This is a genomic window from Nocardioides sp. JS614, assembly GCF_000015265.1.
Taxonomy (GTDB): Bacteria; Actinomycetota; Actinomycetes; order Propionibacteriales; family Nocardioidaceae; genus Nocardioides.
The window spans coordinates 719,049-744,328 of record NC_008699.1; the positions used below are offsets into that span (position 1 = coordinate 719,049).

Here is a 25,280-nt window from a genome sequence, read left to right on the forward strand (position 1 = left end):
TCAGGAGAGGCCCCACAGCTCCTTGTAGCCGTCCTGGTAGGCCGGTCCGAAGAGCGCCTCGTCGACCGACTTCGAGGTCGAGGTGTCGACGTCCTTCAGGGCGGCCGAGTCGACGAACCGGACGGGGAGGACGGGGTTCGCGGGCTCCATCTTCAGCATCCCGCGCATGGCCTGGTCGACCGCGGCCCACGCGGCCCATGCGGAGCTCTTGGCCACGTTGGCGACGAACACGTCCCCCTGCTTGACCAGGGCCAGCGCCGCGGGGCTGCCGTCCTGGGAGGCGACCCGCGTCTTGCCGGTCGCGGCGGCCTGCTGCACACCGGTGGTCGCGAAGATGCCCATGGCGTCGTAGATGGGGAGGATGAAGTTGATGTCCGGGTTGCTGCGGATCTGCGTCGCGGTGAGCCCCGGGATCTGGGTCGACCAGTCGTTGAGAGCAGTGTCGGTCGTGGAGATGACCTCACAGGTGTCGCAGCTCTCGATGGTCTCGGCGATCGCCTTGACGATCGCCGGGGCGGCGGTGAGCTCGGAGGTGTTCATGATCTGCACCTTGGCCTCGCCGTCGGTGCTCGCGATGGCGGCGGCGGCGATCAGCTGTCCGCCCAGCTCGGCGTCGGGCGAGACGTTGCCGAAGATGTTCGGGTCCGAGCCCTGACCCGGCACGTCCGCGACCGGCGGGCTGTTGACCACGTCGATGGTCGGGATCCCCTTGTCCTTGGCGGCCTTGATCTGGTCGGCCACCACCTGCATGACCAGCCCGTCGCTGATGATCGCGTCCGCGCGGTTGTCGATGGCCTGCTGCATGCCCTGCCGCATCAGGGTCGCCTGGCTCTTCGCATCGAAGACCGTGACCTTGAGCCCGAGCAACCCGGCTGCGACCTTGGCGTTGGCCACGACGTCGGCGAGGGTCGGCACTCGGAGGTCGATGGCGACGATGGCGATCGTCTTGCCCTTCAACGCCGACGTGTCGACGGCCGGCCCGGGCGGCGTGAACTCGGGGGCGCTCGAGTGCTGCTCGATGAGCTCCGTCATCGCGACTGCGATCTCGGACGTGGCGTCCTGCTCACTCACGGAGGCGGTGCTCTCGGGTGCCGAGCACGCGGTGAGGGCGAGCGAGGCGGAGACGACGGCGGCTGCGAGCAGCCGCAGGGGCTTCTGGGACATGTTCTCTTCCTTCGGTTGGCGCGGTTCCGAGACGGGCGGAGGGGAGGTGCTCAGGTGCGGGCCTTGCGGGCGAAGAAGCGACTGAGGCCGACGGCGAGGACCAGAACGCCGCCGTTGAAGACATTGATCACCCAGTTGTCGAGTCCGAGGAACTGGAAGCCGGTGGTACCGACGGCGAGCAGGTAGACCGCCCACACCGACCCCCAGACGTTGAACCGACCGGGGGTGAACGCAGTAGCGCCGAGGAACCCAGCGGCGTAGGCGGGCAGCAGGAACGGGTCGGCGATCGACGGGCTGGCGGCGCCGGTCTGCCCCACGAACATGACGCCCGCGGCACCGGCGAGCAGTCCCGCGGTCATCATCACCCCGACGCGTACCCGGGCGGTGCGGACCCCGGCGAGCTCGGCGGCGGCCCGAGCATTGCCGGTGAAGAACATGCTCCGCCCGATCGGCATCCGGCCCACCACGAGGTAGAGGACGAAGGCCACGGCGAGCATGAAGAAGAACGCCGCCTGGACGTCGAGGAACCGGCTCTGGAAGGGGTAGGTCAACGACGTCGGGAGGCCGCCGATGGTCACGGAGCCGGCGACACCGATGGCCAGCCCCTGGACCAGGGTCCCGACCGCGAGGGTGACGATGAACGAGTTGAGTCCCGCGCCGACGACCAGCGCCGCGTTGACGAGGCCGACGATCGCGGCCAGCGCCAGTGCGACCAGGCAGGCCAGGGGCACCGAGACGCCGTGCTCGGTGGTCAGGTAGGCGATCAGGCTTGCCGACAACCCCATGACCGCGGCGACGGAGAGGTCGAACTCTCCGATGATGAGCACCAGCGTGACGCCCATCGCGAGCATGGCGGCGGTCGCCTGGATGCTCAGGATCGTGGTGAGGTTGGCGACGGTGAAGAAGGTCTCGGTCCGAAGGACGGAGAACACGGCGATCAGCGCGACCAGGGCGAGGAGCAGCGCGTACCGCTGCAAGTGGGTGGCGAGATCGCCACCACCCGAGCCGCTGCTCGCGCGGTCGTCACCGGTGGCGGTCGGATCGACCGCGAGGTCGGTGCGGATCTTCGACGATGTGGTCACGCGCGGCTCGCCTCCGTGCTGGTGAGGGGCCGGCCTCCGCGTGCGGGGCGCCGGGGCAGCCGGCCCTGGCTCTGGGTGTGCCGCGCACAGTAATCAGGCGGTCGAGCAAGGTGGAACGATCTCTCGAAACATTCCCCTGTGAGGAAAAGGAGCGGCAGTCAGTCCGAGCCGAAGTAGTCCAGGGTGATCGCGCCGCTGGCCGCGCGCAGGTGAGTGATCAGGCCGCTGACGCGCACGTGCGGCAGGCGGACCGAGGGCGCCGCGACGGCGAGGGCGGCGATCGACTTGCCGGTGGGGTCGTTGATCGGAACGGCCACCGCGTGGACGCCGGGCTCGCGCTCGCCCATGTTCGTGGCGTAGCCGAACTCACGGATGGTTGCGAGCTCTGCGTGCAGCGTCGCGCTCCAGTCGGCATCCGGGTGCCGCGGATCCTGGCCGAGTGCCTCCTCCAGCTCGGCGGGCTTGAGGGCCGCGAGCAGGACCTTGCCGGCCGCCGACACCGACGCCGACACGCGTTGGCCCCGGATGCTTCGAACCTGGAGGCCGTGCCGATCCTCGACCACCGCGTCGAGGCAGAGCACCTCGTGGCCCACGAGCACCTGCAGGTTGACCGCCTCGTTCACCTGCTTGCACAGCCGCTCGAGGTGGGTGTGAGCGATCCGCTCCAGCGAGTTCTGGTCGCTGAAGTGCCGGGCGAGCTTGAGGATGTTGGGTCCCGCCACGTACGCCCTGGATCCCGCGGGCTGGCGAAGGAATCCCTCGTCCTTGAGACAGGTCAGCAGCCGATGGGCGGTCGACCCGGCGACGTTGAGCGCCCTGGAGGCGTCCACGACCCTCAGGGAGGGCTGGTGCTCGAGCAGCATGAGCAGGCGCAGCGCGTTGGCGGCGGAACTCACGGCTGGAACGCGCTGACCATCATCGTTCGACATGGCGGAATCATAGGGCGTGCCGTCAGCGTGAGGTATCCGGTCGGCGCCGGCGCAACCGGAGTAGCGTGCGGCCGCGAAGCGAGCCGTGGAGCGGGATGGGCCGCGCGGCGGGGGTGGAGTCTTCCTCTCTCGCGAATTTTCTGCGAAGTATCTTCTGTTCTGGGGGGTGGATGCCTAGAGTCCGACCCCAATCGGTTCGTCGACGTTCGAGGAGCAGTGACAACAGTGCAGGTCCACATCGATCGCCCCAGCTGCCAGGCGTACGGCAACTGCGCCGACGAGGCCCCCGAGGTCTTCGAGCTGGACGACCAGGGCTACGTGCAGTTGGTCGGGGGCGAGGATGTCCCGGACGCGTTGGAGCAGGCGGCACGCGCTGCCATCCTCAGCTGCCCGGCGCGTGCGCTCAGCGCCTCGGAATGATCACTCTGGCATCGCCGCCACACCCGAGTCCCCAGGGGAGAGGAGTTCGTCTTGACCACTGAGCGGTCGGTCAGCATCCCGCGTTCCTACTACCGCGACCAGGAGGTGCTGGAGCGCGAGCTCGCCACGATCTACGGCGAGAACTGGATCTTCATCGGGCACGAGTCCGAGGTCCCCGCCCCCGGCGACTACGTCACCCGCAGCATGGGTGCGAACCCGGTGATCATGTCGCGGACCGAGGGTGGCGACATCCACGTGATGCTCAACTCGTGCACCCACCGCGGGACCGAGGTGTGCAAGCTCGCCTACGGCAACACCACGACGTTCCGGTGCGGCTACCACGGCTGGGTCTTCGGCGGCGACGGCGACCTCAAGGGCGTGCCCGGGCGCCGCTCGCTCTACGGCCCGGACTTCGACCCGTCCCGGCTCGGGCTGCGCAAGGCCCGGGTGGAGATCTGCTGTGGCCTGGTCTTCGCGACCTGGTCCCCGGACGGCCCGGGCCTCCAGGAGAGCCTCGGCGACATGCTGTGGTACCTCCAAGGGTTCTTCGAGCTGTTCCCAGGAGGGCTCGAGGTCCACGGCGGCGCCCACACGGTCGACGTCCGCGGGAACTGGAAGATCCACGTCGAGAACTTCGCGGGCGACGGCTACCACCTCAAGACCGCGCACAAGACGATGTTCGACCTCGGGGTGATGGGGACCCAGGCGGGCGCCGTCGAGGGGTTCGTCGTGAACGACCCGCACGGACACTCGCTGCGAGCGCAGTACCTCGTCGACGAGGGGGTGCCCGGCGTCGTGCTGGGCTACGAGGACGACCTCCTCGCCACGATCGACGCCGATGAGCAGCACCGGAGGTTCCGGGAGCGGACCACCGTGATCCACGGGATGGTCTATCCGAACCTGCTCTTCATCACGACGGCCCCGCTCTACTTCGGCACCGACGCCGACGGTGCGGTGGCTTTCACCCAGCTGCGCCAGATCACACCGCTCGACCCACACCGGCACCGCGTCACCTACTGGACGCTCGTGCCCAAGGATGCCAGCGCGGACTGGAAGCGCAGGTCCTACCTCTACTCGACCCGTCAGCACGGTGCCGCCTCGTTCTTCGAGGCGGACGACCTCGAGAACTTCCGTCGGATCGACGCGGGGCTCGGCGACTCGGTCGCCGGCGTCGTGCCGTTCAACTACGAGCTCGGCGTCGATGTCGGCGAGCGCGCGACGCCGCCGTGGACCGGACCCGGTCGCATCGTCCGCCAGGACCTAACGGAGGCTAATCAGCGCAACCTGGTCAGGCGCTACCTCGAGCAGATGGAGGCTCGCCGATGAGCGGCATCTCCGTCGAGCTGCACCGCGAGATCGAGCAGTTCCTGGTCGACGAGGCCGACCTCCTCGACACTCACCGTCAGGCCGAGTGGCTGGACCTGCTCCATGACGACTTCACCTACCGGATGCCGGTGCCGGTGGCCCGCGAGGAGCCGACGCAGGGCCAGTACGACGCCGTCCTGGAGTTCGCCAACGAGTCGAAGAGCTTCCTCTCGATGCGCTTCCAGCGCGTCGACTCGGACTTCGCCTGGGCCGAGCGACCGGCGGCGTTCGTGCGCCACTTCGTTTCCAACGTGCGGATCGAGGAGCTGGCTGTCGATCGGGCCTGGCGGGTGCGTACCAACGTCATGGTGATGCGGTCCCGGCTCCCCGAGCCTCCCAGCCTGGCCACGGCCGAGCGGGTCGACCGGATCGAGCGTCACGACGGTCGCCTCCTGCTCCGGGAGCGGGTCGTGCACCTGGACACCGAGCATCCGACCGACTCCCAGCTCGGCTCGATCTTCTGATGACCTCACCAGACGACGCGACGTCCGGCCCGCAGGAGAAGTGGCGGGTCCACAACGAGTTCGCCTCCGTGACATTGGCGCTCGTGCCCCATGGCCGGGGTACCCGCCTCCAGATCAGTGCCGGTCGGGTGGAGTCGACCGGCGTCATCGACGCGACCGTCCTCGAGGCGCTCACGATGCTCTCAGAGTCGGAACTGGCCCAGGTCGTCGCGTTCGCCGCAGACCCCGGCAACGTCTTGCACCGGGAGCCGACGACGCCCGTGGGCGGCGACGACCCTGCGGCCGGAACCCGTGGCCAGGCATGAAGCGGCAGAGCGGCAAGGAATGAGTGGGCAGCGAATGAGCAAGCAGATCCCCGATCGGGTGGTGGTCGTCGGCTCCTCGGTCGGTGGGACCCGGGCTGCGCAGGGCCTGCGGGCAGCGGGATTCACCGGGCAGGTCGTCATCGTCGGTGCCGAGAAGGTGGCGCCGTACGACAAGCCGCCGCTCTCCAAGCAGCTGCTCTCCGGCGAGTGGAGCGTGGAGGACATCGCGCTGGCCTCGGTCGAGGAGCTGGGTGGCGCAGGCATCGAGCTGCGCCTCGGTGTGGCCGCGGGCGGGGTCGACGTGGCCAACCGCACGTTGACGCTCGTCGACGGCACGACGCTCGGCTACGACGCGCTGGTCATCGCGACCGGGGTCCGGCCACGCACCCTCTCGGCCCCGCGGACCGTGGCCCTGCACACCGTGCGCGAGTTGGCCGACGTCAGCGCCCTCCGCGGGGCGCTGGACTCCGGCCATGGTCTGGTCGTGGTCGGCGGCGGCTTCATCGGGGCCGAGATCGCTTCCACCGCCGCGGGTCTGGGCGTCCCTGTGTCGATCGTCGAAGCCTTGCCGGCGCCGTTCTCGCGCGTGCTCGGAGATGAGGTCGGCGGCCTCCTGGCCCAGCTCCACGCCGAGAACGGGGTCGAGGTCGTGTCGGGCACGGGCGTCGTTGCACTGCGCTGTGGCCCGACCGGGCTCACCGAGGTCGAGCTGGGTGACGGGAGGGTGTTGTCGGCGGGTGCGGTGGCCGTGGGGATCGGCTGCGTGCCGAACACCGATTGGCTGGCTGGCTCCGGGATCCCGCTCGCGGACGGCGTCGCGACCGACCAGTTCTCGCGGGTCCGCGAGGTTCCGGGTGTCTACGCGATCGGGGATGTGGCGAACTGGCATGACGTGCGTACGGGAACGTCCCGGCGCGTGGAGCACTGGACGCACGCCTTCCAGCAGGCCCAGCTGGTGGCCCACAACATCGTGCACCCCGATGACCTCCAAGCCCAGACACGGGCGCCGTACTTCTGGTCCGACCAGCACGGCGTCAAGATCCAGATGGTCGGGCGCCGCGGGCGCGAGGACGCAGTCGACGTCATGTGGCGTGACACCTCGGACGGGCAGCGCCCGGTGGCGCTCTACTCCGACCGGGGGCGGTTCACCGGCGGGGTCACCTTCGGCGCACCGCAGCTGAGTGCGCGGCTGCGACGCGCCTGGGAGGACGGCCTCGCGCTGACGGACGCATGCGCCCTCGTCGCAGGACTGCCCGCCCCCGCTCGCGCCTGACCCGAGTGCCGGCCCGGCTCAGCCGTAGGCCCCCCGCCAGCCCAGCGCTTCCGAGATCCGCCCGGCGGTCTCCGACAGCGTCTTCAGCTGGACTGCCTGCCCGTCCGCGTCGTCGAGCACCGGGAGAGGCAGCACGCTGGTGAGCGCTGCGGCGACGCTGCCGTCCTTGCGCCGGATCGGCACCGACAGCGAGCCGTTGTCGTCCTGGAGCTCGGCCCGGGACGCGGCGTAGCCCTGTTCGCGGACCTCGGCGAGACGCTTACGCAGCGCCGTGGGGTCGGTGATGGTGCGCGGGCTGACCGCCACCAGCGGACGTGCGAGGTAGCCCTCGACGAAGTCGGCGGGTGCGTGTGCCAGCAGCACGATCCCGAACGAGGCGCAGTGCAGCGGCAGGCGGTACTGCTCTCGGATCCGGGTGACCGCTGCGGCCTGAGGGTTCTGCTCGGCGAAGAGCGTGACGGCGTTGAAGCCGCTGCGCTCGGTGACCTTGAGCAGGCCGGGTACGTGGGGCAGCGCCTGCTCGAGGTGGCCGAGCCCGATGCCCAGAACCGGGTGGTCGCGGATGTAGGAGGTTGCCATCGCCCACATCATCGGACCGACGGAGTACTCGCCCGTGTCGGGATCGCGCTGGAGCATGCCTTCGTCGGTCAGCACACGTACCGCGCGGTAGATCGTCGCCCAGGGCTTGTCCAGCTCGCGCGAGAGGTCGGCGGGCCGCATGGGCTTGTCCGCGAGGACGCGCATGACCAGCGTGCTCCGCGACAGCGACTTCACGTGCTGGCCGCGTGGGGCTGGGCTGGTCTCACTCATGGCATGCCATCCTGTCGAGCCGGCGGACCTGGATATCCGCACTGTGGCTAATCTAGCCACAGTGCGGATATCCAGTCGACGGCCTGCCCCCATTCTCACACTGGCGAGGACGTCCAGAGCCCGTCATCGGGATCGTTGAACTGTGCCGGGATCATCACCTCGGTGATCGGGTTGGCGGTGCCCCACTGGTCGGAGTTCTCCTCGTTGATCTCGAAGACCCGGGGCACCCACGTGTCCTCGTCGGGGATCTTCTCGAGCTCGGTGGTGTACTCCATGATGTTGCCGAACGGGTCGAAGAAGTAGGAGAACGTGTTGTCGCCGGGTCCGTGGCGGCCGGGCCCCCACACGATGTCGTGGCCGTGGCGCATCAGCCGGCCCGTGCCGCGCATGTACTCGTCCAGGCCCCGCATCTCGAAGGAGATGTGGTTGAGCGAGACGTGCGGGCCCCGGGCGATGGCGAGGATGTGGTGGTCGGCGCCGCTGCGCAGGAAGCACATCTGGTCAGCCAGCCAGTCCGAGAGGCGCAGCCCGAGCAGCTCTTCGTAGAACGCCTTCGTCGCCGGTACGTCGGTGCTGTTGAAGACGACATGGCTCAGCTTCTGCGGGATCGACTCGCCAGGCTCGAGCGACCGGGCGGGCCGCGTCTCCACGTCGCTGGACACCTCGATGAGGCGGCCGTCCGGGTCGAAGAAGCGGAAGCCGTACCCACCGCCCGGGGTGTCGAGTGCGCCGGGCTGCCGGTCGAGCCGGATCCCGCGACCCCCGAGGGACTCCGCGAGGGCGTCCACGTCGCCCGTCGACCGGGCGCCGAACGCGACGACGTCGAGCCGCTTGGCGGCGTCCTTGCGGACCCGGAGGATGTAGTTCTCCGGGGAGGCCGGCGAGCCGAGGAAGACGATGCCGCTGTCCTCGGCCACCGGGACCAGGCCCCACTTGGCCCGGTAGAACTCCGCGGCGTCCTCGAAGTCCGGGGCCGCGATCCCCACGTGCCGTAGGTGCGTGATCGCACCGCCTGAGAGTTCCACGTCATGCCTCCTGAGTCTGCGTCGGGGACGACCTTAGGAACCCTGGGGGGCTCAGGCCATCCACGCGTGCTGATGCACCCCATCGCCGGCATCGATGCCGCCGTGCGCCTCGATGGCCGGCCCGGGGGGCCGGTCCGAGCCGGACGACGCTTGACAGCGTGTCAGTCTCGATGCGAGCATAATGCTCGCATTATGAACAACGCATCCAAATTTACGAGGAGGGTCCGTGTCCCAGGCCGGTGACCACGAGCTCGCCGGACGGGCAATGCTCCTGACCGGGGCAGCGACCGGCATCGGAGCTGCGCTGTCGGCGGGTCTGCGCTCGGTGGGCTGTCACGTCGTCGAGCTCGACCGAGTTCCGCTCGCCGCCGCCGACGACCTGATCGCCCTTCCCGGCCGTCGGCACCGCGTCGTCGGCGACGTGACCGATCCGGAGGCCAATCTCGAGGCCGTGCGGCTGGCCCTTCGCGAGTTCGGGGCCCTCGACGGCTTCATCGGGAACGCCGGTGTGCACGACGGCGGCGTGCACGTCCGCGATGCCGACCCGGCCACCCTGCGTGACCTCACCCGCACGGTCCTCGACGTCAACGTGGTCGGTTACGTCGTGGGTGCCTGCGCGGCCGCCGAGGCGGTGACGCAAGCGGGTGGCGTCATGCTCTTCACGCTGTCCGACGCGTCGTACGTCGTGTCCGGCAACGGCGCCGGCATCGCCTATGCCGCCTCCAAGCACGCCGCGCTCGGTGTGGTGCGGTCGCTCGCGGCCAAGCTGGCGCCCGCGGTACGCGTGAACGCGGTCGCTCCGGGCGGGGTGGTGACGCCGCTGAGCCGGGTGGCGGCGGACGGCGAGGCCACGGGGCGGCAGCAGGTCTACGAGAACGTCGAGGACTCGGTGGCCGGCATCCGTGCGCTCAATCCACTGCGCACCATCCTCACGCCCGAGGAACTCGTTCCTCACTACCTCTACCTGTTGACCAGTCAGAGCACGGGTCTGACCGGTCACGTCGTCCGCCCGGACGGCGGCCTCTCGATCGCCTGACCGGCGGTCGACCGATCCACCCCGCACCCGACTACTCCGGCGCGCTCGCGCCCCCACCGAAGGAGACCCTCGTGGCCAGCTACGAGAACGCCACCGACGCCCGCGCCTGGGCCCGGCAGAACCTGAGTGGCGTGACCGGGTGCGTGATGCCCTCGTTCACGTCGGACATGTCCGGGCTCAACGAGGCAGCCATCGTCCACGACATCCACCACGAGCTCGAGCTCGGGTTCAGCGGCTTCCTCATCGTGGCCGAGTGCGGGACCACGCCCGAGGAGCTCGAACGCTTCATCGACATCTGCGTCGCGGAGAGTGGCGAGGCGATCACGATCCTCCAGGCCGCCGAGCCCACGGTGGAGGCGAACGTCGAGCTGATCCGCCGGTCCGCCCGGGCCGGCGTGGACCTGGTGATGCCGTCCTACCCGATCGGGTTCTACCCGCAGAGCGGCGAGGAGGTCGTCGCCTACACGCGAGCCCTCGCCGAGGCCAGTCACCTCGGTCTGATCGTGTTCGCGATGAACCTCTGGAACTTCGAGCGCCTGCACCCCTCCGGCTTTGCGGTCGACTGGCTGCGGCGACTCGTCGACGACGTGCCCAACGTCGTGGCGATCAAGAACGAGGTGGCCGAACCAGGCGTGGCCGGCATCGCGGACGTGTTCCGCCGGTTCGCGGACGATGTGGTCGTCGCGGACCCTCTGGAGATGAACTCCCCGGCGTGGATCACGACCTACGGCATGCGGTGGATGGGGACGTCCAACTACGAGTACTTCGGCGGCGATGTGCCCCGCTACTTCGAGCTGCTCCAGGACCCGGAGCGCTACGACGAGGCCATGGAGATCTACTGGCGGTTGCACCCGGCCCGGCAGGCGACCGGCTCGCTGATGAAGGAGGCCAACGGCGGCACCGTCTTCGTGCACCGAATGCTATGGAAGTACCAGGGCTGGCTGCAGGGCTTCAACGGCGGCCCGGTGCGGCCGCCGCACATGCGGCTCCTGGACCGGCAGATGCGCACGCTGCGTGCGGCTGCGATCGCCAGCGGCCTCGACGTCACCGACGAGCCGGACACCGAGTTCTTCCGCGGACGGATCCAGGCATGATCGAGCCGGACGCCACGAAGGTCAGGGTGGTCAGCGCCGAGGAGGTGCTGCGGCACGGCACGCCGGCGCTCGCCCTGGCCTCGGCCCGGACCGCGGCCGACATGCGGCGCGATCCCAGCTCGGCCGTCAAGCGGCTCAACCTCGGGCTGCCCGGCGGCTGGATGCGGGTTCTCGCCGCCTCGCTGCCATCGCTCGGCGTGTTCGGCTACAAGGAGTTCCACTACTCGCCGGGCGGCGTGCTGCGCTACGCCATCCACCTGTTCTCCACCGAGGACGGGCGACCGCTCGGCATCGTCGACGCCTCCATGATCACGACGCTGCGCACGGCCGGCAGCGCGGTTGCCGCCGCGACGGCGTACTTCGGCCAGCCGGAGCGTCCGCTCACCGTCGGGGTCATCGGCTCGGGCGCCGAGGCGCAGGCCGGGCTCCGTGCCCTGGCCGCCGCGCTGCCCGTCAAGGCAGCGCACGTCACCAGCCGGAACGAGGCCAACCGTGCCGGGTTCGCCGAGCGGCTGAGCGGCGAGCTGGGCATCCCGGTCGTCCCGGTGCCCGATGCGGCCTCGGCGGCACGGGACGCCGACGTCGTCTACGTCGGCACCGGTTCGTCGTCGGTGGTGGTCCGCGCGGAGGAGCTGGCTGCCGTCCCGCTGGTGCTGTCCATCGGGTCGACCATGCCTGACCAGCGCGAGCTGCCCGGCGAGGTCCTGGCCGGCGCGGCCGTCCTGGTCATCGACACCCCGGACGTGCTCGAGGAGTCCGGTGACGCGCTGGACGCCGCCTCGATCGGCCTCGACCGGTCGAGGGTCCGGATCCTCGGCGACTTCGTCGCCGACCCCGGCCCCCGCGCCGCCGGGACGACGCTCTACAAGTCGATCGGGTCACCCGAGCAGGACCTCGTCCTGGCCAAGGCCATCGTCGACGACATGGCGGGGCTCGACGGCCGGTTCGTCGACAGCCTCACGGACCTCAAGCGCAACCTCAAGCCACTCGCACCCACCTCGAAGGAGCAACCATGAGCAGCGGCCTGTGGATCGACGGCGGTTGGCAGGAGTCGCGAGGCGATCGCGGTGAGTTCGCCGTGGTCGACCCGGCGACCACCGGCGTCCTCGCCCGCGTCGTCGACGGCTCGGTCGAGGACATGGCCGCCGCCGTGGATGCGGCGTCTCGAACCCACGAGACCTGGGCCGAGACCCCGGCCCGGGAGCGGTCCGTCGTGCTGCGGCGGGCCTGGGAGCTGATGACGGAGCGGTCCGAGGAGCTGGCCCGCCTGATCGTGCTGGAGAACGGCAAGGCGCTCCCGGACGCACGCAGCGAGGTGGTGTACGCGGCGGAGTTCTTCCGGTGGTTCTCGGAGGAGGCCGTCCGGGCCCACGGTGACATGCGTCGCTCGCCCAGTGGGCAGAACTGGATCATGGTCACCGAGGAGCCGATCGGCGTGGCGCTGCTGGTCACGCCGTGGAACTACCCGGCGGCGATGGCCACGCGCAAGATCGCACCGGCGCTGGCCGCGGGCTGCACGGCCGTGCTCAAGCCGGCTGCCGAGACCCCGCTCACCGCGCTCGCCCTCGCCGAGCTGCTGGCCGACGCTGGGCTGCCCGACGGCGTGCTGAACGTGGTCTGCACGACCCGTGCCGGCCAGCTGGTCGAGCACGCTCTCGGCGACCCCCGGGTGCGGGCGCTGTCCTTCACCGGGTCGACCGAGGTGGGCCGCAAGCTGCTGGCGCTGGCTGCCAGGAACGTCGTCCGAGCCTCGATGGAGCTCGGCGGCAACGCGCCGTTCGTCGTCCTGGACGACGCGGACCTGGAAGAGGCCGTCGAGGGCCTCATGGTGGCGAAGCTGCGCAACGGTGGCTCGGCGTGCACGGCGGCCAACCGGATCTACGTGGCCGACCGGGTGGCCGACGAGTTCGTGGAGCGGTTCACGGCCCGCATGGCCGGCGTGCGCCACGGCAACGGCCTGGACGAGGGGGTCGAGCTCGGGCCGCTCGTCAACGAGGACACCCAGCGCAAGGTCGGGGAGCTGGTCGACGGCGCGCTGCGCGAGGGCGCTTCGCTCGCGACCGGTGGCGGCCACGATGGCCTGCCGGGTTACTCCTACCGCGCCACCGTCCTCACAGACGTCAAGCCCGACGCGGAGATCCTCAAGCACGAGATCTTCGGTCCGGTCGCGCCCATCGTGAGGTTCGGCGAGGACGCCGAGGCGGTAGCCCTCGCCAACGACAGCGAGTTCGGACTCATCTCCTATCTCTACACCCGCGACCTCGACCGAGGTCTGGCGGTCTCTCGTCGGCTCCGCTCGGGAATGGTCGGCGTCAACCGCGGGGTGGTGTCCGACCCGGCCGCGCCATTCGGCGGGGTCAAGCAGTCGGGCATCGGCCGTGAGGGTGCTGCCGAGGGTCTCCGTGAGTTCACGGAGATGAAGTACACGGCCATCCCCTACCGGTAGGCGGGTGGCTAGACGGGGAGCCTGCGAGGAGACGTCGCCCGCCCCAGGCCCTCCGCCCGCCGCTGTGACCGAGGCGCTGCGCCGGCGTCCGCCCGCCGGCGCAGCGCCTCGGTCACAGCTGTTGGGCGGTCGTCAGGATCTCCTGGCGCAGCCACCGGTGGCCGACGTCGGAGTCGCGGCGGATGCTCCAGAACAGGCACTCGTCGATGGTTCGCAGGGGGAGCGGCGGTTCGACGGCCCTGATCCCGGCCCATCCGAGCTCGTCCACGAGTCTCTGGAGCGTCAGGATGATGAGCCCGGTGCCGGCTACGAAGAACGGGGCGAGGAGGGACGTCTGGGTGCTCAGCTCGGCCGCGGGGTCGAGGGTGAGGCCGTCCAGCTGGCGGTCGCCCAATGCCGGTAGCTCGCGGTCACCGGTGGCCAGGCGACGGTGCGACGCCAGCTGCTCGATGGTCAGCCGGTCGCCGATGCTGGCGTCGTCCGCGTCGACCGCGAACACGTAACGGTCCTGGAACAGCGACTCTCGCCGCAGCTCGGGCGCGGGATCGAGCATCTCGCCGGGCAGGATCGCTAGGTCCACCCGCCCCTGACGAATCATCGCCTCGTAGTCAGCCGCCACCGGCTGCACGATCAGGCGCACCTCGGGCGCCTCCACACTCAGCCTGCGCACCAGGGGACGGATCAGGACGAGTCCCACGTAGTCGCTGGCCATCACGGTGAAGGTCCGTCGATCCGTCGTCGGATCGAAGGCGTCCACCACGTCCAGCACCGCCTGGACGGCCCGGATCGCCTCCGTGACCGGTCCGACCAGGGCCTGCCCCATGGCGGTCGGGACCATGTCGCCACCCGTGCGCACGAACAGCTGGTCGCCGAACAGCTTGCGGAGTCGGCCGAGGGTTGCGCTCATCGCCGGCTGCCCGACTGACAGTCGCTCAGCCGCCCGGGTCACGCTGCGCTCGGTCAACAGGGCGTCCAGGGCGACCAGCAGGTTGAGATCGACGTTCGTCACGTTCATGCGCAGACCGGACGCACCGAACCCACAGGCGCTCCTCTCCCGGGCACGTCGCGCCCACCCGTCCAGCCTACGGGTGCTCGGCACGACCTGTGGCGATGGCGACCGCCGCAGGTTAGGCGGTGCCGTGGTCGACCCCCTATGCTTAGGACACCGGTGGATCATCACGCTGCTTCGCCATGCCCTGCGCAGGGTGGTGATGCGGAGCGCGAGGATTCGCTCGGAGGGCACTAGCTCAACTGGCAGAGCATCGGTCTCCAAAACCGAAGGTTGGGGGTTCAAGTCCCTCGTGCCCTGCAAGGATGGATCGGTCGGATCAAGCTCGAACGAGGAGAGGTGGAGGACGTGCCGGACAGCAAGGCAGTCCGTGGATCGCGCGGCGGGGGCTCCCAACGCACGAGCATCCCCACGTTCTACCGCCAGGTGGTCGCCGAGCTGCGCAAGGTCGTCTACCCGACCCAGGAGCAGCTGGTCACGTACTTCATCGTGGTGATGGTGTTCGTGGTCTTCTTCATGACCCTGGTCTCGGTCCTCGACCTCGGCTTCGGCAAGCTCGTCTTCTCGATCTTCGCCGGCAAGTCCGACACCTGACTCCGGCCCTCGCCGGACGACCAGAGCAGCACCCGAACGTGATGGAGCAGTACGTGTCTGAGCAGGAGTACGACTCGGCGAACACCGACGAGACGACCCCGGAGTCCACTCCGGAGGCCACCCCGGAGCCGGCCGGCGGGGTCGACCCGACTCTGGAGGACCAGTACGGCGAGCCGAACGACGGCCCCGAGGTCGAGGAGGACCCGCGGCTGGACGCCGAGGTCACCGACGAGGACTCCGACGCGGCCCTGGGCCTCGACGACACCGAGGACGACGGCGCGAGCAGCCTGGAGATGTCCGCGGCCGAGGGCGACGACGGCCCGGACGCGGCCGCTGCCGACCCCGAGGCCGACGAGGCCGACCCCGGCGACCCGCTCGAGGCGTTCCGGCGCGAGCTGTGGGCGAAGCCCGGTGACTGGTTCGTCGTGCACACCTACTCCGGCATGGAGAACCGGGTGAAGTCGAACCTCGAGAACCGGATCATCTCCTTGAACATGGAGGACTACATCCACGAGATCGTGGTCCCCACCGAGGAGGTCGCCGAGATCAAGAACGGCCAGCGCAAGATGGTGCGCCGCACCGTCCTCCCGGGCTACGTCCTGGTGCGCATGGACCTGACCGACGAGTCCTGGGCCGCGGTGCGGCACACGCCGTCGGTCACCGGGTTCGTCGGCCACAGCCACCAGCCGGTGCCGCTGTCGATGTCCGAGGTCGAGAACATGCTCGCGCCGGCGGTCGTCGCCCGCGCCGAGGCCGAGGCGGTCGCCGCGGGGGCTCCGGCCTCGTCCGGCGGTGCCGCGGCGAAGAAGCCGGTCGAGGTCGCGGACTTCGACGTCTCCGACTCGGTGATGGTCGTCGACGGCCCGTTCGCCACGCTGCACGCGACGATCACCGAGATCAACGCCGAGGCGCAGCGGGTCAAGGCCCTGGTCGAGATCTTCGGCCGCGAGACCCCGGTCGAGCTCAGCTTCAGCCAGATCCAGCGCGTCTGAGATTTCGCCCCACGGCGAACCGCGCCGCACAATAGACAGGTTGCCCGGGTGAGATCGGGCGACAGCAGGTGGCAGAGGCGTACGACGTACTCCTCGTCATGACCACGAGACAGAAAGAGAAGCAATGCCTCCGAAGAAGAAGATCGCCGCACTCGTCAAGGTGCAGCTGCAGGCCGGAGCCGCGACCCCCGCTCCGCCGGTCGGTACCGCTCTCGGTCCGCACGGCGTGAACATCATGGAGTTCTGCAAGGCCTACAACGCCCAGACGGAGTCCATGCGCGGCAACGTCATCCCGGTCGAGATCACGATCTACGAGGACCGGTCCTTCACCTTCATCACGAAGACGCCGCCGGCCGCCGAGCTGATCAAGAAGGCCGCGGGCCTGCAGAAGGGCTCCGGCGTCCCGCACAAGGAGAAGGTCGGCAAGCTGACCAAGGACCAGGTGCGCGAGATCGCCCAGACCAAGCTGCCCGACCTCAACGCGAACGACATCGAGGCGGCCATGAAGATCGTCGAGGGCACCGCCCGCTCGATGGGCGTCACGACCGACTGACGCTGGTCTTCCAGCAGCACATCCGTGGCAGGGCCGCGCTGGCCCGCTCACCACATCTTTCGAAGAGAGAAGAGAAAGCTCATGCAGCGCAGCAAGACCTACCGCGCAGCGGCGGAGTCGTTCGACAAGGACGAGCTCTACGCGCCGCTCGCCGCGATCAAGATCGCGAAGACCTCCAGCAAGAAGAAGTTCGACGAGACCGTCGACGTGGTCATGCGCCTCGGTGTCGACCCCCGCAAGGCCGACCAGATGGTCCGCGGCACCGTCAACCTCCCGCACGGCACCGGCAAGACCGCCCGGGTGCTGGTCTTCGCGAACGCCGACAAGGCCGAGGCCGCCCGCGAGGCCGGCGCGGACGTCGTCGGCGGCGACGAGCTGATCGACAAGGTCGCCGGCGGCTGGCTCGACTTCGACGCCGTGGTCGCGACTCCCGACATGATGGGCAAGGTCGGCCGCCTCGGCCGCGTGCTCGGCCCCCGCGGCCTGATGCCGAACCCGAAGACCGGCACCGTGACGCCGGACGTGGCCAAGGCCGTGTCCGACATCAAGGGCGGCAAGATCGAGTTCCGCGTCGACCGGCACGCGAACCTGCACTTCATCATCGGCAAGGCCTCGTTCGGCGAGGTCCAGCTCGCGGAGAACTACGCCGCGGCGCTGGAGGAGGTGCTCCGTCTGAAGCCGGCCAGCTCGAAGGGCCGCTACATCAAGAAGATCACCGTCTCCACGACGATGGGCCCCGGCATCCAGGTCGACCCGAACCGGACGCGCAACGTCGCGCTCGAGGACGAGAACGCCCAGCCCTGATCTGACCGCAGTCCCGTACGTCGACCCGCCCGGTGCTCCGGGCGGGTCGACGTCGTTGTGACGGACCGGAGGGACGCACCTGTCGGGATGCCGCCGGGGTCTGGTCGCAGGACGTCATACCGATGGTGCTACCTGTTGCTCTGTGGCACCTGTTGCTCGAGGCGTATGACGTCTTGGAGTGACCCTCAGTGCCACGGTCACGATTGCTCCGATTTGGCTCCGCCACCAGAACCGCCGTACTGTTCTCCACGAAACCAAAGACCGCCGGTTGTCTCGCCACGCACGTGGTGCGACCGAAGGTTCCGCGGAGACGCGGACGGCCTGCGCAGGTGTCGGAGCACGTTCCTCCTCGCGGAGGGTCCACGCCCTGAGCCTGTGCTCGGGGCGTTCGTCTTTCCCGGGCCCCTCGCTCCCGGTGGTCGACCACCGGAAGGAGACCCATGGCGCGGGCAGACAAGCAGGCGGCCGTCGCGGAGATCGTTGAGTCCTTCAACGAGTCCGCCGGTGCCGTGCTGACCGAGTACCGCGGTCTCACCGTGAAGCAGCTGCAGGAACTGCGGCGCTCCCTCGGTGCGAACGCCAACTACGCCGTGGTCAAGAACACGCTGGCCAAGCTGGCCGCCTCCGAGGCGGGCATCACGGCCTTCGACGACCTGCTGACCGGCCCGACCGCTATCGCCTTCATCAACGGCGACGTGGTCGAGGCGGCCAAGGGTCTGCGTGACTTTGCCAAGGCGAACCCGACCCTTGTCATCAAGGGCGGCGTCCTGGACGGCAAGCCCCTCGACGCGACCGAGATCGCCAAGCTGGCCGACCTCGAGTCCCGCGAGGTGCTCCTGGGCAAGCTGGCCGGCGCGATGCTCGCGTCGCTCAGCCAGGCCGTCTACCTGCTCAACGCCCCGCTCGCCCAGGCCGCCCGTCTCGCGGGCGCGCTCCAGGCGAAGGCCGAGCAGGACCCCTCGATCCTCGCAGGTGGTGCTGGCACGGCTTCGGCCGAGCCGGTCGCCGCCGAGGAGGCCCCGGCTGTCGACGAGCAGCCCGAGGCCCCCGCTGACGAGGCTCCCGCCGTGGAGGCTGAGGCCCCCGCCGCGGAGACCTCCGACGAGGGCGACACCGCCGAGGCCTAGGCCCCGGCGCAACCACCACCTGAAACCCGGCCCGGTGGCAGCAGCTGCCGGACCAACGAATGGAAGGAAACGCCACCATGGCGAAGCTCAGCACTGACGAGCTCCTCGACGCGTTCAAGGAGATGACGCTGATCGAGCTCAGCGAGTTCGTGAAGCAGTTCGAGGAGACCTTCGGCGTCACCGCCGCGGCCCCGGTCGCCGTTGCCGCCGCCCCCGCGGCCGGTGGCGCTGCCGCCGCCGGCGGCGACGCTGGCGCCGAGCAGGACGAGTTCGACGTCATCCTCGAGTCGGCCGGCGACAAGAAGATCAACGTCATCAAGGAGGTCCGCGCGCTGACCTCCCTCGGCCTCAAGGAGGCCAAGGAGCTCGTGGAGGCGGCCCCCAAGCCGATCCTCGAGAAGGTCGCCAAGGACGCGGCCGAGAAGGCCAAGGAGGCCCTCGAGGGCGCCGGCGCCACCGTCACCCTCAAGTGACGTCGCGGCGACTCGCCGCCTAGCTCGACCCTCACGAGGGGCGGTCCACCCGACAGGTGGGCCGCCCCTCGTGCCATTTGCGGTCCAGACGGGGCGCGCGTCCGAGGTGTAGATCGGGGGTCGCGGGGAAGGAAACCGACGCGTAACCTCGCCGCTACTCCGGCGTTGTTACCGGTCAGTGGGAGCGGGGAGTGTCAGGCGTGCATGGACCGGGGGAGCGCGCGCGGTGCCGATGGAGGGACGAAGGCGGTCATGGGCGTTGAGATTCAGGTCGAGCACCTGAGCAAGTCGTTCGGCAAGCAGCTCATCTGGGGCGACGTCACGCTGACCGTCCCCGCCGGCGAGATCTGCGTGATGCTGGGCCCCTCCGGGACCGGCAAGTCGGTCTTCCTCAAGACCCTCATCGGGCTGCTGAAGCCCGACCAGGGCTCGATCGTGATCGAGGGCACCGACATCGCCACCTGCTCCGAGAAGGAGCTCTACGAGATCCGCAAGCTGTTCGGCGTGCTGTTCCAGGACGGCGCCATGTTCGGCTCGATGAACCTCTACGACAACGTCGCGTTCCCGCTGCGTGAGCACACCAAGAAGTCCGAGTCCGAGATCCGCGACATCGTCATGGAGAAGATGGACCTGGTCGGCCTGGTCGGTGCCGAGGACAAGCTCCCCGGCGAGATCTCCGGCGGCATGCGCAAGCGCGCCGGCCTGGCCCGGGCGCTGGTGCTCGACCCCGAGATCGTGCTCTTCGACGAGCCCGACTCCGGCCTCGACCCGGTCCGTACGTCGTTCCTCAACCAGCTGATCGTCGACCTCAACGCGCAGATCGACGCCACCTTCCTGATCGTCACCCACGACATCAACACCGCCCGGAAGGTGCCCGACAACATCGGGCTGCTCTACCACCGGCACCTGGCGATGTTCGGCCCCCGCGAGATGCTGCTGTCCTCGGAGGAGCCGGTCGTGCGTCAGTTCCTCAACGCCCAGCGGGTCGGCCCGATCGGCATGTCCGAGGAGAAGGACGCCGACGAGCTGGAGGCCGAGAAGGACCAGGAGCTGCCGCCGCTGCCGCCGATCCCGCTGCAGCTCGAGCCCTCCAACGGCATCCCCCGGCGCAGCCAGCGGCCCCCGGGTGAGTGGTGCCGGGAGCACGGCGTGACCCCGCCGCCGGGCTCGTTCGAGGAGAACATGTCGATGGCGACGGGCGGCTGATCGGCCGATGTCGTCGTTGACAGCGAGCCGGGCGCTTGCTCCCGTCGGGACCGCCGGGAAGTTCTTCGCCTTCGGCCTCGACGTGATGCGGGCGCTGTTCAAGCGACCGTTCCAGCTGCGGGAGTTCATCCAGCAGGCCTGGTTCATCGCCTCGGTGACCATCATCCCGACCGCCCTGGTGGCGATCCCGTTCGGTGCGGTGATCGCGCTGCAGGTCGGCGGCCTGATCAAGCAGTTCGGCGCCCAGTCGTTCACCGGCTCCGCCTCGGTGCTCGCGGTCGTCCAGCAGGCCGCGCCGATCGGTACGGCGCTCCTCATCGCCGGCGCCGGCGGGTCGGCGATCGCGGCCGACCTCGGTGCGCGCAAGATCCGCGAGGAGCTCGACGCGATGATGGTGCTGGGCATCGACCCGATCCAGCGCCTCGTGGTGCCGCGGGTCCTGGCCGCCATGCTGGTCGCCGTCTTCCTCAACGGCCTGGTCAGCGTCGTCGGCGTCGCCGGCGGTTACGTCTTCAACGTGATCCTGCAGGACGGTACCCCGGGGGCGTACCTCGCCAGCTTCACCGCACTGTCCCAGCTGCCGGACCTGTGGCAGGGCATGGCGAAGGCGCTCGTGTTCGGCCTGATCGCGGCGGTCGTCGCCTGCTACAAGGGCATGAACGCCGCCGGCGGTCCGAAGGGCGTCGGCGACGCCGTCAACGAGTCGGTCGTGGTCACCTTCATCCTTCTGTTCATCGTCAACTTCGTGATGAGTGCGATCTACATCCAGCTCGTCCCGCCGAAGACCGGGTAGGGCGCCATGGCCAGCATCCGTGCGGTCTACGTGAAGCCGCTGAAGACCCTCGACAGCCTCGGTGAAGAGCTCGCGTTCTTCATCAAGGCCCTCGCGTGGACGCCGCGCGCGATCCGGCGCTACAAGAAGGAGATCCTCCGCATCCTCGCGGAGGTGACCCTCGGCAGCGGCGCGCTGGCCGTGATCGGCGGCACCGTCGGCGTGATCCTCGCGATGACCTTCTTCACCGGCGCCCAGGTCGGGCTGTCCGGCTACGCCGCGCTCGACCAGCTCGGCACCGCGGCGTTCGCAGGCTTCATCTCGGCGTACTTCAACACCCGTGAGATCGCACCCCTGGTCTCGGGCATCGCCCTGGCCGCCACCGTCGGGTGCGGATTCACGGCCCAGCTGGGCTCGATGCGCATCTCGGAGGAGGTGGACGCCCTCGAGGTGATGGCGATCCCCTCGCTGCCGTTCCTGGTCACGACGCGCATCGTCGGCGGCCTGATCGCGATCATCCCGCTGTACGTCGTGGGCCTGCTCGCGTCGTACTTCGCCACCCGGCTCACCGTCACCCAGTTCTTCGGGCAGTCGGCCGGCACCTACGACCACTACTTCAACTCGTTCCTACCACCCGGCGACGTGCTGTGGTCCTTCGGCAAGGTCCTGGTCTTCGCGGTCACGGTGATCCTGATCCACTGCTACCACGGCTACACCGCCTCGGGCGGTCCGGCCGGGGTGGGTGTCGCCGTGGGCCGTGCCGTGCGCACGAGCATCGTCGCGATCAACGTGATCGACCTGTTCTTGTCGATGGCCATCTGGGGCGCGTCGACCACCGTCAGGCTGGCGGGGTGATCGCGTGCGGCTGATCGCTGGGCACAAGGTGCTGGGTGTGGTGTTCCTCTGCCTGCTGCTGGCGGGCGGCTACCTGACCTACGCCGTCTTCAGCAAGAAGTTCGCCGACTACGACGAGGTGACGCTGCAGACGTCGAAGATCGGCATGCAGCTGCCCGTCCGCGCCGACGTGAAGATCCGCGGCGTCATCGTCGGCGAGGTCCTCGACTTCGAGCCGACCCCGGACGGCGCCGACGTGACCCTGGGCATCTATCCGAGCCAGCTGGACACCATCCCCGCGAACGTGACCGGCTCGATCGTCCCGAAGACGCTCTTCGGCGAGAAGTACGTCGCGCTCGAGGTGCCCGCTGAGCCGGCCTCCGAGCACATCGCCGCCGGCGCCACGATCAGCCGGACCGCGGTCTCGATCGAGGTCGAGGAGGTTCTCTCGGACCTCTACCCGCTGCTGCGCACGGTCCAGCCGGCCGACATCAACATGACCCTGAACGCGATCTCGACCGCCCTGGAGGGCCGCGGCGACCAGCTCGGCCAGAACATCGAGACGGTCGACAGCTACCTCAAGCGGATGAACCCCCAGCTCCCGCAGCTGATCGAGGACCTCCGGCTCACCGGCCAGGTCTCTCAGACCTATGCCGACGTGCTGCCGCAGATCGGCGAGATCCTCGACAACACGGTCAAGACAACCGGCACCCTGGAGGACCGGGAGGTCAAGCTGCACGCCCTGTTCGACGACGTGGCGTCCTTCTCCGACACCGCGCGGGGCTTCCTCGACGACAACGGCGAGAACCTGATCCGGTTCAGCAAGATCGGCCAGGAGCAGCTCCGGGTGTTCGCGAAGTACGCCCCCGAGTACAACTGCCTGACCCGCGGCATCGTGAACGCCGGCAAGCTCCAGGCCGAGGCCTTCCGCGGCTTCGTGCTGCACATCGTCCTGGAGACGCTGCCCCACCAGCCACGGCCCTACAACGTCAACGACCGGCCGCACTTCGGCGAGGACCGGGGCCCCTCCTGCCTGCACCTGCCGAACCCGCCCTGGTCGCAGTCGAACCCGGTTCGACACCAGCCCGACTTCAACGACGGCGTGGACGAGCCGACCGGGAAGGGCACCTCCCGCGTGGCCCCGAACCAGTACTTCCGGACCCGCGTCGGCACGGCGGCCGAGAGCGACTTCCTGCGCTCGCTGCTCGGTCCCGCGCTCGGCGTGCCGGCAGCTGAGGTCCCCGACCTGGGCCTGCTCCTCGTCGGCCCGATGGCACGCGGAGCGGAGGTGTCGCTGCGATGAAGATGCTCGACCAGCGCACCAGCGCCGACCTCACCAAGCTGCTGATCTTCATCGTGGTGACGACGCTGGCCACCTCGGTGCTCGTCGCGACGATCGGCAACCTGACCTTCTCCAGCAAGCACGACTACCGCGCCGAGTTCGTCGACGCGACCGGCGTGGTGAAGGGCGACGACGTGCGCATCGCCGGGGTGAAGGTCGGGACCGTGAAGAGCGTCGAGGTCGTCGACCGCACCCGTGCCCTGGTCACCTTCGACGTCGACGACTCCGCCTCGATCAGCCAGGCCACGCACGCGGCGATCCGCTACCGCAACCTCGTCGGCCAGCGCTACATCGCACTCACCGACGAGATCGGCGACGTCGCCCCGCTGCCCGCGGGCGGGACGATCCCGGTCTCGCAGACCTCGCCGGCCCTCGACCTGACCGTCCTGTTCAACGGCTTCAAGCCGCTGTTCCAGGCGCTTTCGCCGGCCGACCTCAACCAGCTCTCGTACGAGATCGTCCAGGTCTTCCAGGGGGAGGGCGGGACCCTCGAGGGACTGCTCGCGCACACCGCCTCGGTGACCTCGACCCTGGCCAGCCGCGACCAGCTGATCGGTGACCTGATCGACAACCTCAACGAGGTGCTCGACCACATCGGCGACCGCGACGTCCAGCTGAGCCGGCTGATCACCACGTTCCGCACCTTCGTGGGCGGACTCAAGGACGACCGCCAGGCCATCCTCGGCTCCCTGGACCAGATCTCCGAGCTCTCGGTGCAGACCGCCGGACTGGTCGACGGCATCCGTGAGCCGTTCGTCAGCGACATCCACCAGCTCCGCGAGGTCGCCCGCAACCTCGACAACGGCAAGGCCGAGCTGGACCGGGCCCTGCAGGTGCTGCCCATCAAGCTCAACAAGGTCGGCCGGACCGCGACCTACGGGTCCTGGTTCAACTTCTACCTGTGCCACTTCCAGGGTCGGATCCGCCTCCCGGGCGGACAGTCGGTGCCCGTCGACTACCCACCCAACGGCGTCAAGGTCGCAGACAGGTGTGATCTCGGATGAACCACCCCACGAGGTTCTTCTCCTCCACTTCATTCCCCCGAACAACCTCGAGGGGACCCCGATGAACCACCCCACGAAGTTCTTCTCCTCCACCTCGTTCCCCCGAACAACTTCGAGGGGACCCCGATGAACCACCCCACGAAGTTCTTCTCCTCCACTTCGTTCCCCCGAACAACTTCGAGGGGACCCCGATGACTCCCTTCCGTGAGCGCAACCCCGTGATCGTCGGGGCGGTGAGCCTGGTCGTCCTCGCGCTGGTGATGCTGGCCGCCTTCCGGGCCCAGGACCTGCCGCTGATCGGTGGCGGCGACACCTACTACGCCGCGTTCTCCGAGGCCGGCGGGCTCGAGCCGAACGACGAGGTCCGGATCGCCGGAGTCCGGGTCGGCAAGGTCGAGAGCGTCGAGCTCGAGGGCGACCACGTGCGCGTCACGTTCCGGGTCGACACCGCGTCGGAGTTCGGCGACGACACGCACGCCGCGATCAAGGTCAAGACGCTGCTCGGCGCGATGTATCTCGCCCTGCAGCCCGCTGGCGCGGGACAGCTCGACGAGGGAGCCGAGATCCCGGTCGAGCGGACCAGCTCGCCGTACGACGTCGTCGACGCGTTCGCGGGGCTTGCGAAGACCTCCGAGCGGATCGACACCGATCGGCTCGCGGAGTCGCTGACCACGCTGGCCGACCTCAGCCGGAACACCCCCGAGGAGTTCCGCCAGGCGCTCGACGGGGTCTCCCGGCTCTCCTCGAACATCGCGGCGCGGGACCAGCAGATCAACAGTCTGCTCACGAACCTCAAGCGCGTGACCGGCGTCCTCAACGAGCGTGACGACGACATCATCGGCCTGATGAAGGACTCCGACGTCTTGTTCCGGGCGCTGGTGGCGCGGCGCGACGCGGTGCACAACCTGCTGGTCTCCACCACCCGCTTGTCGAAGGAGCTGACCGCGCTGATCGAGCAGAGCCGCGCCGACCTCAAGCCGGCGCTGACCCACCTCGAGAACGTCCTGGCCGTGCTCAACAAGAACGAGGACAACCTCGACAACAGCCTGCGCCTGATGGAGCCGTTCTACCGCGTCTTCGCCAGCACGCTCGGCAACGGGCCCTGGTTCGACACCTACATCCAGAACATGCCGCCGGTGCCGCAGGTGGGTGGCTGA

At 69.2% G+C, this 25,280-nt stretch carries 27 protein-coding genes and 1 tRNA gene; 22 read left to right on the forward strand and 6 right to left on the reverse strand.

All coding sequences use genetic code 11. The annotated features are described in order from the left end of the window. The 3 genes from NOCA_RS04850 to NOCA_RS04860 form a co-directional block, all read right to left on the reverse strand. Positions 1 to 1,164, reverse strand: a complete 1,164-nt coding sequence (locus NOCA_RS04850) for a substrate-binding domain-containing protein (protein ID WP_011754154.1) — start codon at positions 1,162 to 1,164, stop codon at positions 1 to 3. A gap of 50 nt (positions 1,165 to 1,214) precedes the next feature. Continuing rightward, on the reverse strand, positions 1,215 to 2,246 hold the full coding sequence (locus NOCA_RS04855) for an ABC transporter permease (RefSeq protein ID WP_011754155.1): 1,032 nt from the start codon (positions 2,244 to 2,246) through the stop codon (positions 1,215 to 1,217). A 158-nt stretch (positions 2,247 to 2,404) separates the two neighbouring features. Next, complete coding sequence (locus NOCA_RS04860) at positions 2,405 to 3,142, reverse strand: IclR family transcriptional regulator (RefSeq protein WP_041546203.1); 738 nt, start codon at positions 3,140 to 3,142, stop codon at positions 2,405 to 2,407. A 258-nt stretch (positions 3,143 to 3,400) separates the two neighbouring features. Between NOCA_RS04860 and NOCA_RS27905 the strand changes: the two genes are divergently transcribed. From NOCA_RS27905 to NOCA_RS04885, 5 genes are read left to right on the forward strand one after another with little or no spacing between them, the layout of a single operon-like run. Further along, entirely contained in the window at positions 3,401 to 3,595 is a 195-nt protein-coding gene (locus NOCA_RS27905) for a ferredoxin (protein WP_041546205.1), read from the forward strand. A 51-nt stretch (positions 3,596 to 3,646) separates the two neighbouring features. Continuing rightward, positions 3,647 to 4,921, forward strand: a complete 1,275-nt coding sequence (locus tag NOCA_RS04870; RefSeq protein WP_011754157.1) for an aromatic ring-hydroxylating oxygenase subunit alpha — start codon at positions 3,647 to 3,649, stop codon at positions 4,919 to 4,921. Next, the gene (locus NOCA_RS04875; protein ID WP_011754158.1) at positions 4,918 to 5,424 is read left to right on the forward strand and encodes an aromatic-ring-hydroxylating dioxygenase subunit beta; all 507 of its coding nucleotides are present in this window, start codon (positions 4,918 to 4,920) and stop codon (positions 5,422 to 5,424) included. Before NOCA_RS04870 ends, NOCA_RS04875 begins: the two co-directional genes overlap by 4 nt. Beyond that, positions 5,424 to 5,729, forward strand: a complete 306-nt coding sequence (locus NOCA_RS27410) for a hypothetical protein (RefSeq protein ID WP_011754159.1) — start codon at positions 5,424 to 5,426, stop codon at positions 5,727 to 5,729. The genes NOCA_RS04875 and NOCA_RS27410 overlap by 1 nt, the downstream gene beginning before the upstream one ends. 34 nt (positions 5,730 to 5,763) lie before the next feature. Next, entirely contained in the window at positions 5,764 to 7,002 is a 1,239-nt protein-coding gene (locus tag NOCA_RS04885) for an NAD(P)/FAD-dependent oxidoreductase (RefSeq protein ID WP_049774225.1), read from the forward strand. Positions 7,003 to 7,020: 18 nt separating this feature from the next. Here NOCA_RS04885 and NOCA_RS04890 read toward each other — a convergent pair whose 3' ends face one another. After that, positions 7,021 to 7,812, reverse strand: a complete 792-nt coding sequence (locus NOCA_RS04890; protein ID WP_011754161.1) for an IclR family transcriptional regulator — start codon at positions 7,810 to 7,812, stop codon at positions 7,021 to 7,023. A gap of 95 nt (positions 7,813 to 7,907) precedes the next feature. Next, positions 7,908 to 8,837, reverse strand: a complete 930-nt coding sequence (locus tag NOCA_RS04895; RefSeq protein ID WP_011754162.1) for a VOC family protein — start codon at positions 8,835 to 8,837, stop codon at positions 7,908 to 7,910. Positions 8,838 to 9,063: 226 nt separating this feature from the next. Between NOCA_RS04895 and NOCA_RS04900 the strand changes: the two genes are divergently transcribed. The 4 genes from NOCA_RS04900 to NOCA_RS04915 all read left to right on the forward strand — a co-directional run bounded on the left by NOCA_RS04900 (position 9,064) and on the right by NOCA_RS04915 (position 13,413). Further along, positions 9,064 to 9,873, forward strand: coding sequence for an SDR family oxidoreductase (locus NOCA_RS04900; RefSeq protein WP_011754163.1), 810 nt, complete (start codon positions 9,064 to 9,066; stop codon positions 9,871 to 9,873). A gap of 71 nt (positions 9,874 to 9,944) precedes the next feature. Then, positions 9,945 to 10,967 (forward strand): dihydrodipicolinate synthase family protein, encoded by a 1,023-nt coding sequence (locus NOCA_RS04905; protein ID WP_011754164.1) that lies wholly within the window; start codon positions 9,945 to 9,947, stop codon positions 10,965 to 10,967. Further along, positions 10,964 to 11,983 (forward strand): ornithine cyclodeaminase, encoded by a 1,020-nt coding sequence (locus NOCA_RS04910; RefSeq protein WP_011754165.1) that lies wholly within the window; start codon positions 10,964 to 10,966, stop codon positions 11,981 to 11,983. The genes NOCA_RS04905 and NOCA_RS04910 overlap by 4 nt, the downstream gene beginning before the upstream one ends. Beyond that, positions 11,980 to 13,413, forward strand: a complete 1,434-nt coding sequence (locus NOCA_RS04915) for an NAD-dependent succinate-semialdehyde dehydrogenase (RefSeq protein WP_011754166.1) — start codon at positions 11,980 to 11,982, stop codon at positions 13,411 to 13,413. Before NOCA_RS04910 ends, NOCA_RS04915 begins: the two co-directional genes overlap by 4 nt. A gap of 112 nt (positions 13,414 to 13,525) precedes the next feature. Here NOCA_RS04915 and NOCA_RS04920 read toward each other — a convergent pair whose 3' ends face one another. After that, positions 13,526 to 14,428 (reverse strand): LysR family transcriptional regulator, encoded by a 903-nt coding sequence (locus tag NOCA_RS04920; RefSeq protein ID WP_011754167.1) that lies wholly within the window; start codon positions 14,426 to 14,428, stop codon positions 13,526 to 13,528. Positions 14,429 to 14,649: 221 nt separating this feature from the next. On the opposite strand from NOCA_RS04920, the gene NOCA_RS04925 reads away from it, so the two are divergent. The 13 genes from NOCA_RS04925 to NOCA_RS04985 all read left to right on the forward strand — a co-directional run bounded on the left by NOCA_RS04925 (position 14,650) and on the right by NOCA_RS04985 (position 25,280). Beyond that, positions 14,650 to 14,722 (forward strand) — tRNA-Trp (locus NOCA_RS04925). 48 nt (positions 14,723 to 14,770) lie between these two features. Next, positions 14,771 to 15,016, forward strand: coding sequence for a preprotein translocase subunit SecE (secE, locus tag NOCA_RS04930; protein WP_011754168.1), 246 nt, complete (start codon positions 14,771 to 14,773; stop codon positions 15,014 to 15,016). Positions 15,017 to 15,069: 53 nt separating this feature from the next. After that, positions 15,070 to 16,008: a transcription termination/antitermination protein NusG gene (nusG, locus tag NOCA_RS04935; RefSeq protein ID WP_158305628.1), complete on the forward strand. Its 939-nt coding sequence runs from the start codon at positions 15,070 to 15,072 to the stop codon at positions 16,006 to 16,008. Positions 16,009 to 16,132: 124 nt separating this feature from the next. Further along, positions 16,133 to 16,561, forward strand: a complete 429-nt coding sequence (gene rplK, locus NOCA_RS04940; RefSeq protein WP_011754170.1) for a 50S ribosomal protein L11 — start codon at positions 16,133 to 16,135, stop codon at positions 16,559 to 16,561. An 81-nt stretch (positions 16,562 to 16,642) separates the two neighbouring features. Further along, a complete protein-coding gene (gene rplA / locus NOCA_RS04945; protein WP_041546211.1) occupies positions 16,643 to 17,365 on the forward strand; it encodes a 50S ribosomal protein L1 in 723 nt (240 codons plus the stop codon). A 440-nt stretch (positions 17,366 to 17,805) separates the two neighbouring features. Further along, on the forward strand, positions 17,806 to 18,492 hold the full coding sequence (rplJ, locus tag NOCA_RS04950; protein WP_011754172.1) for a 50S ribosomal protein L10: 687 nt from the start codon (positions 17,806 to 17,808) through the stop codon (positions 18,490 to 18,492). 77 nt (positions 18,493 to 18,569) lie between these two features. Continuing rightward, the gene (gene rplL / locus NOCA_RS04955) at positions 18,570 to 18,965 is read left to right on the forward strand and encodes a 50S ribosomal protein L7/L12 (RefSeq protein WP_011754173.1); all 396 of its coding nucleotides are present in this window, start codon (positions 18,570 to 18,572) and stop codon (positions 18,963 to 18,965) included. Between the two features lie 252 nt (positions 18,966 to 19,217). After that, positions 19,218 to 20,171, forward strand: coding sequence for an ABC transporter ATP-binding protein (locus tag NOCA_RS04960; RefSeq protein WP_041546213.1), 954 nt, complete (start codon positions 19,218 to 19,220; stop codon positions 20,169 to 20,171). Positions 20,172 to 20,178: 7 nt separating this feature from the next. Then, entirely contained in the window at positions 20,179 to 20,964 is a 786-nt protein-coding gene (locus NOCA_RS04965; RefSeq protein ID WP_011754175.1) for an MlaE family ABC transporter permease, read from the forward strand. 6 nt (positions 20,965 to 20,970) lie between these two features. After that, the gene (locus tag NOCA_RS04970) at positions 20,971 to 21,798 is read left to right on the forward strand and encodes an MlaE family ABC transporter permease (RefSeq protein WP_011754176.1); all 828 of its coding nucleotides are present in this window, start codon (positions 20,971 to 20,973) and stop codon (positions 21,796 to 21,798) included. Positions 21,799 to 21,802: 4 nt separating this feature from the next. Beyond that, complete coding sequence (locus tag NOCA_RS04975) at positions 21,803 to 23,080, forward strand: MCE family protein (RefSeq protein ID WP_011754177.1); 1,278 nt, start codon at positions 21,803 to 21,805, stop codon at positions 23,078 to 23,080. Continuing rightward, a complete protein-coding gene (locus tag NOCA_RS04980; RefSeq protein WP_011754178.1) occupies positions 23,077 to 24,123 on the forward strand; it encodes an MCE family protein in 1,047 nt (348 codons plus the stop codon). The genes NOCA_RS04975 and NOCA_RS04980 overlap by 4 nt, the downstream gene beginning before the upstream one ends. Before the next feature lie 191 nt (positions 24,124 to 24,314). Then, positions 24,315 to 25,280, forward strand: coding sequence for an MCE family protein (locus tag NOCA_RS04985; RefSeq protein ID WP_011754179.1), 966 nt, complete (start codon positions 24,315 to 24,317; stop codon positions 25,278 to 25,280).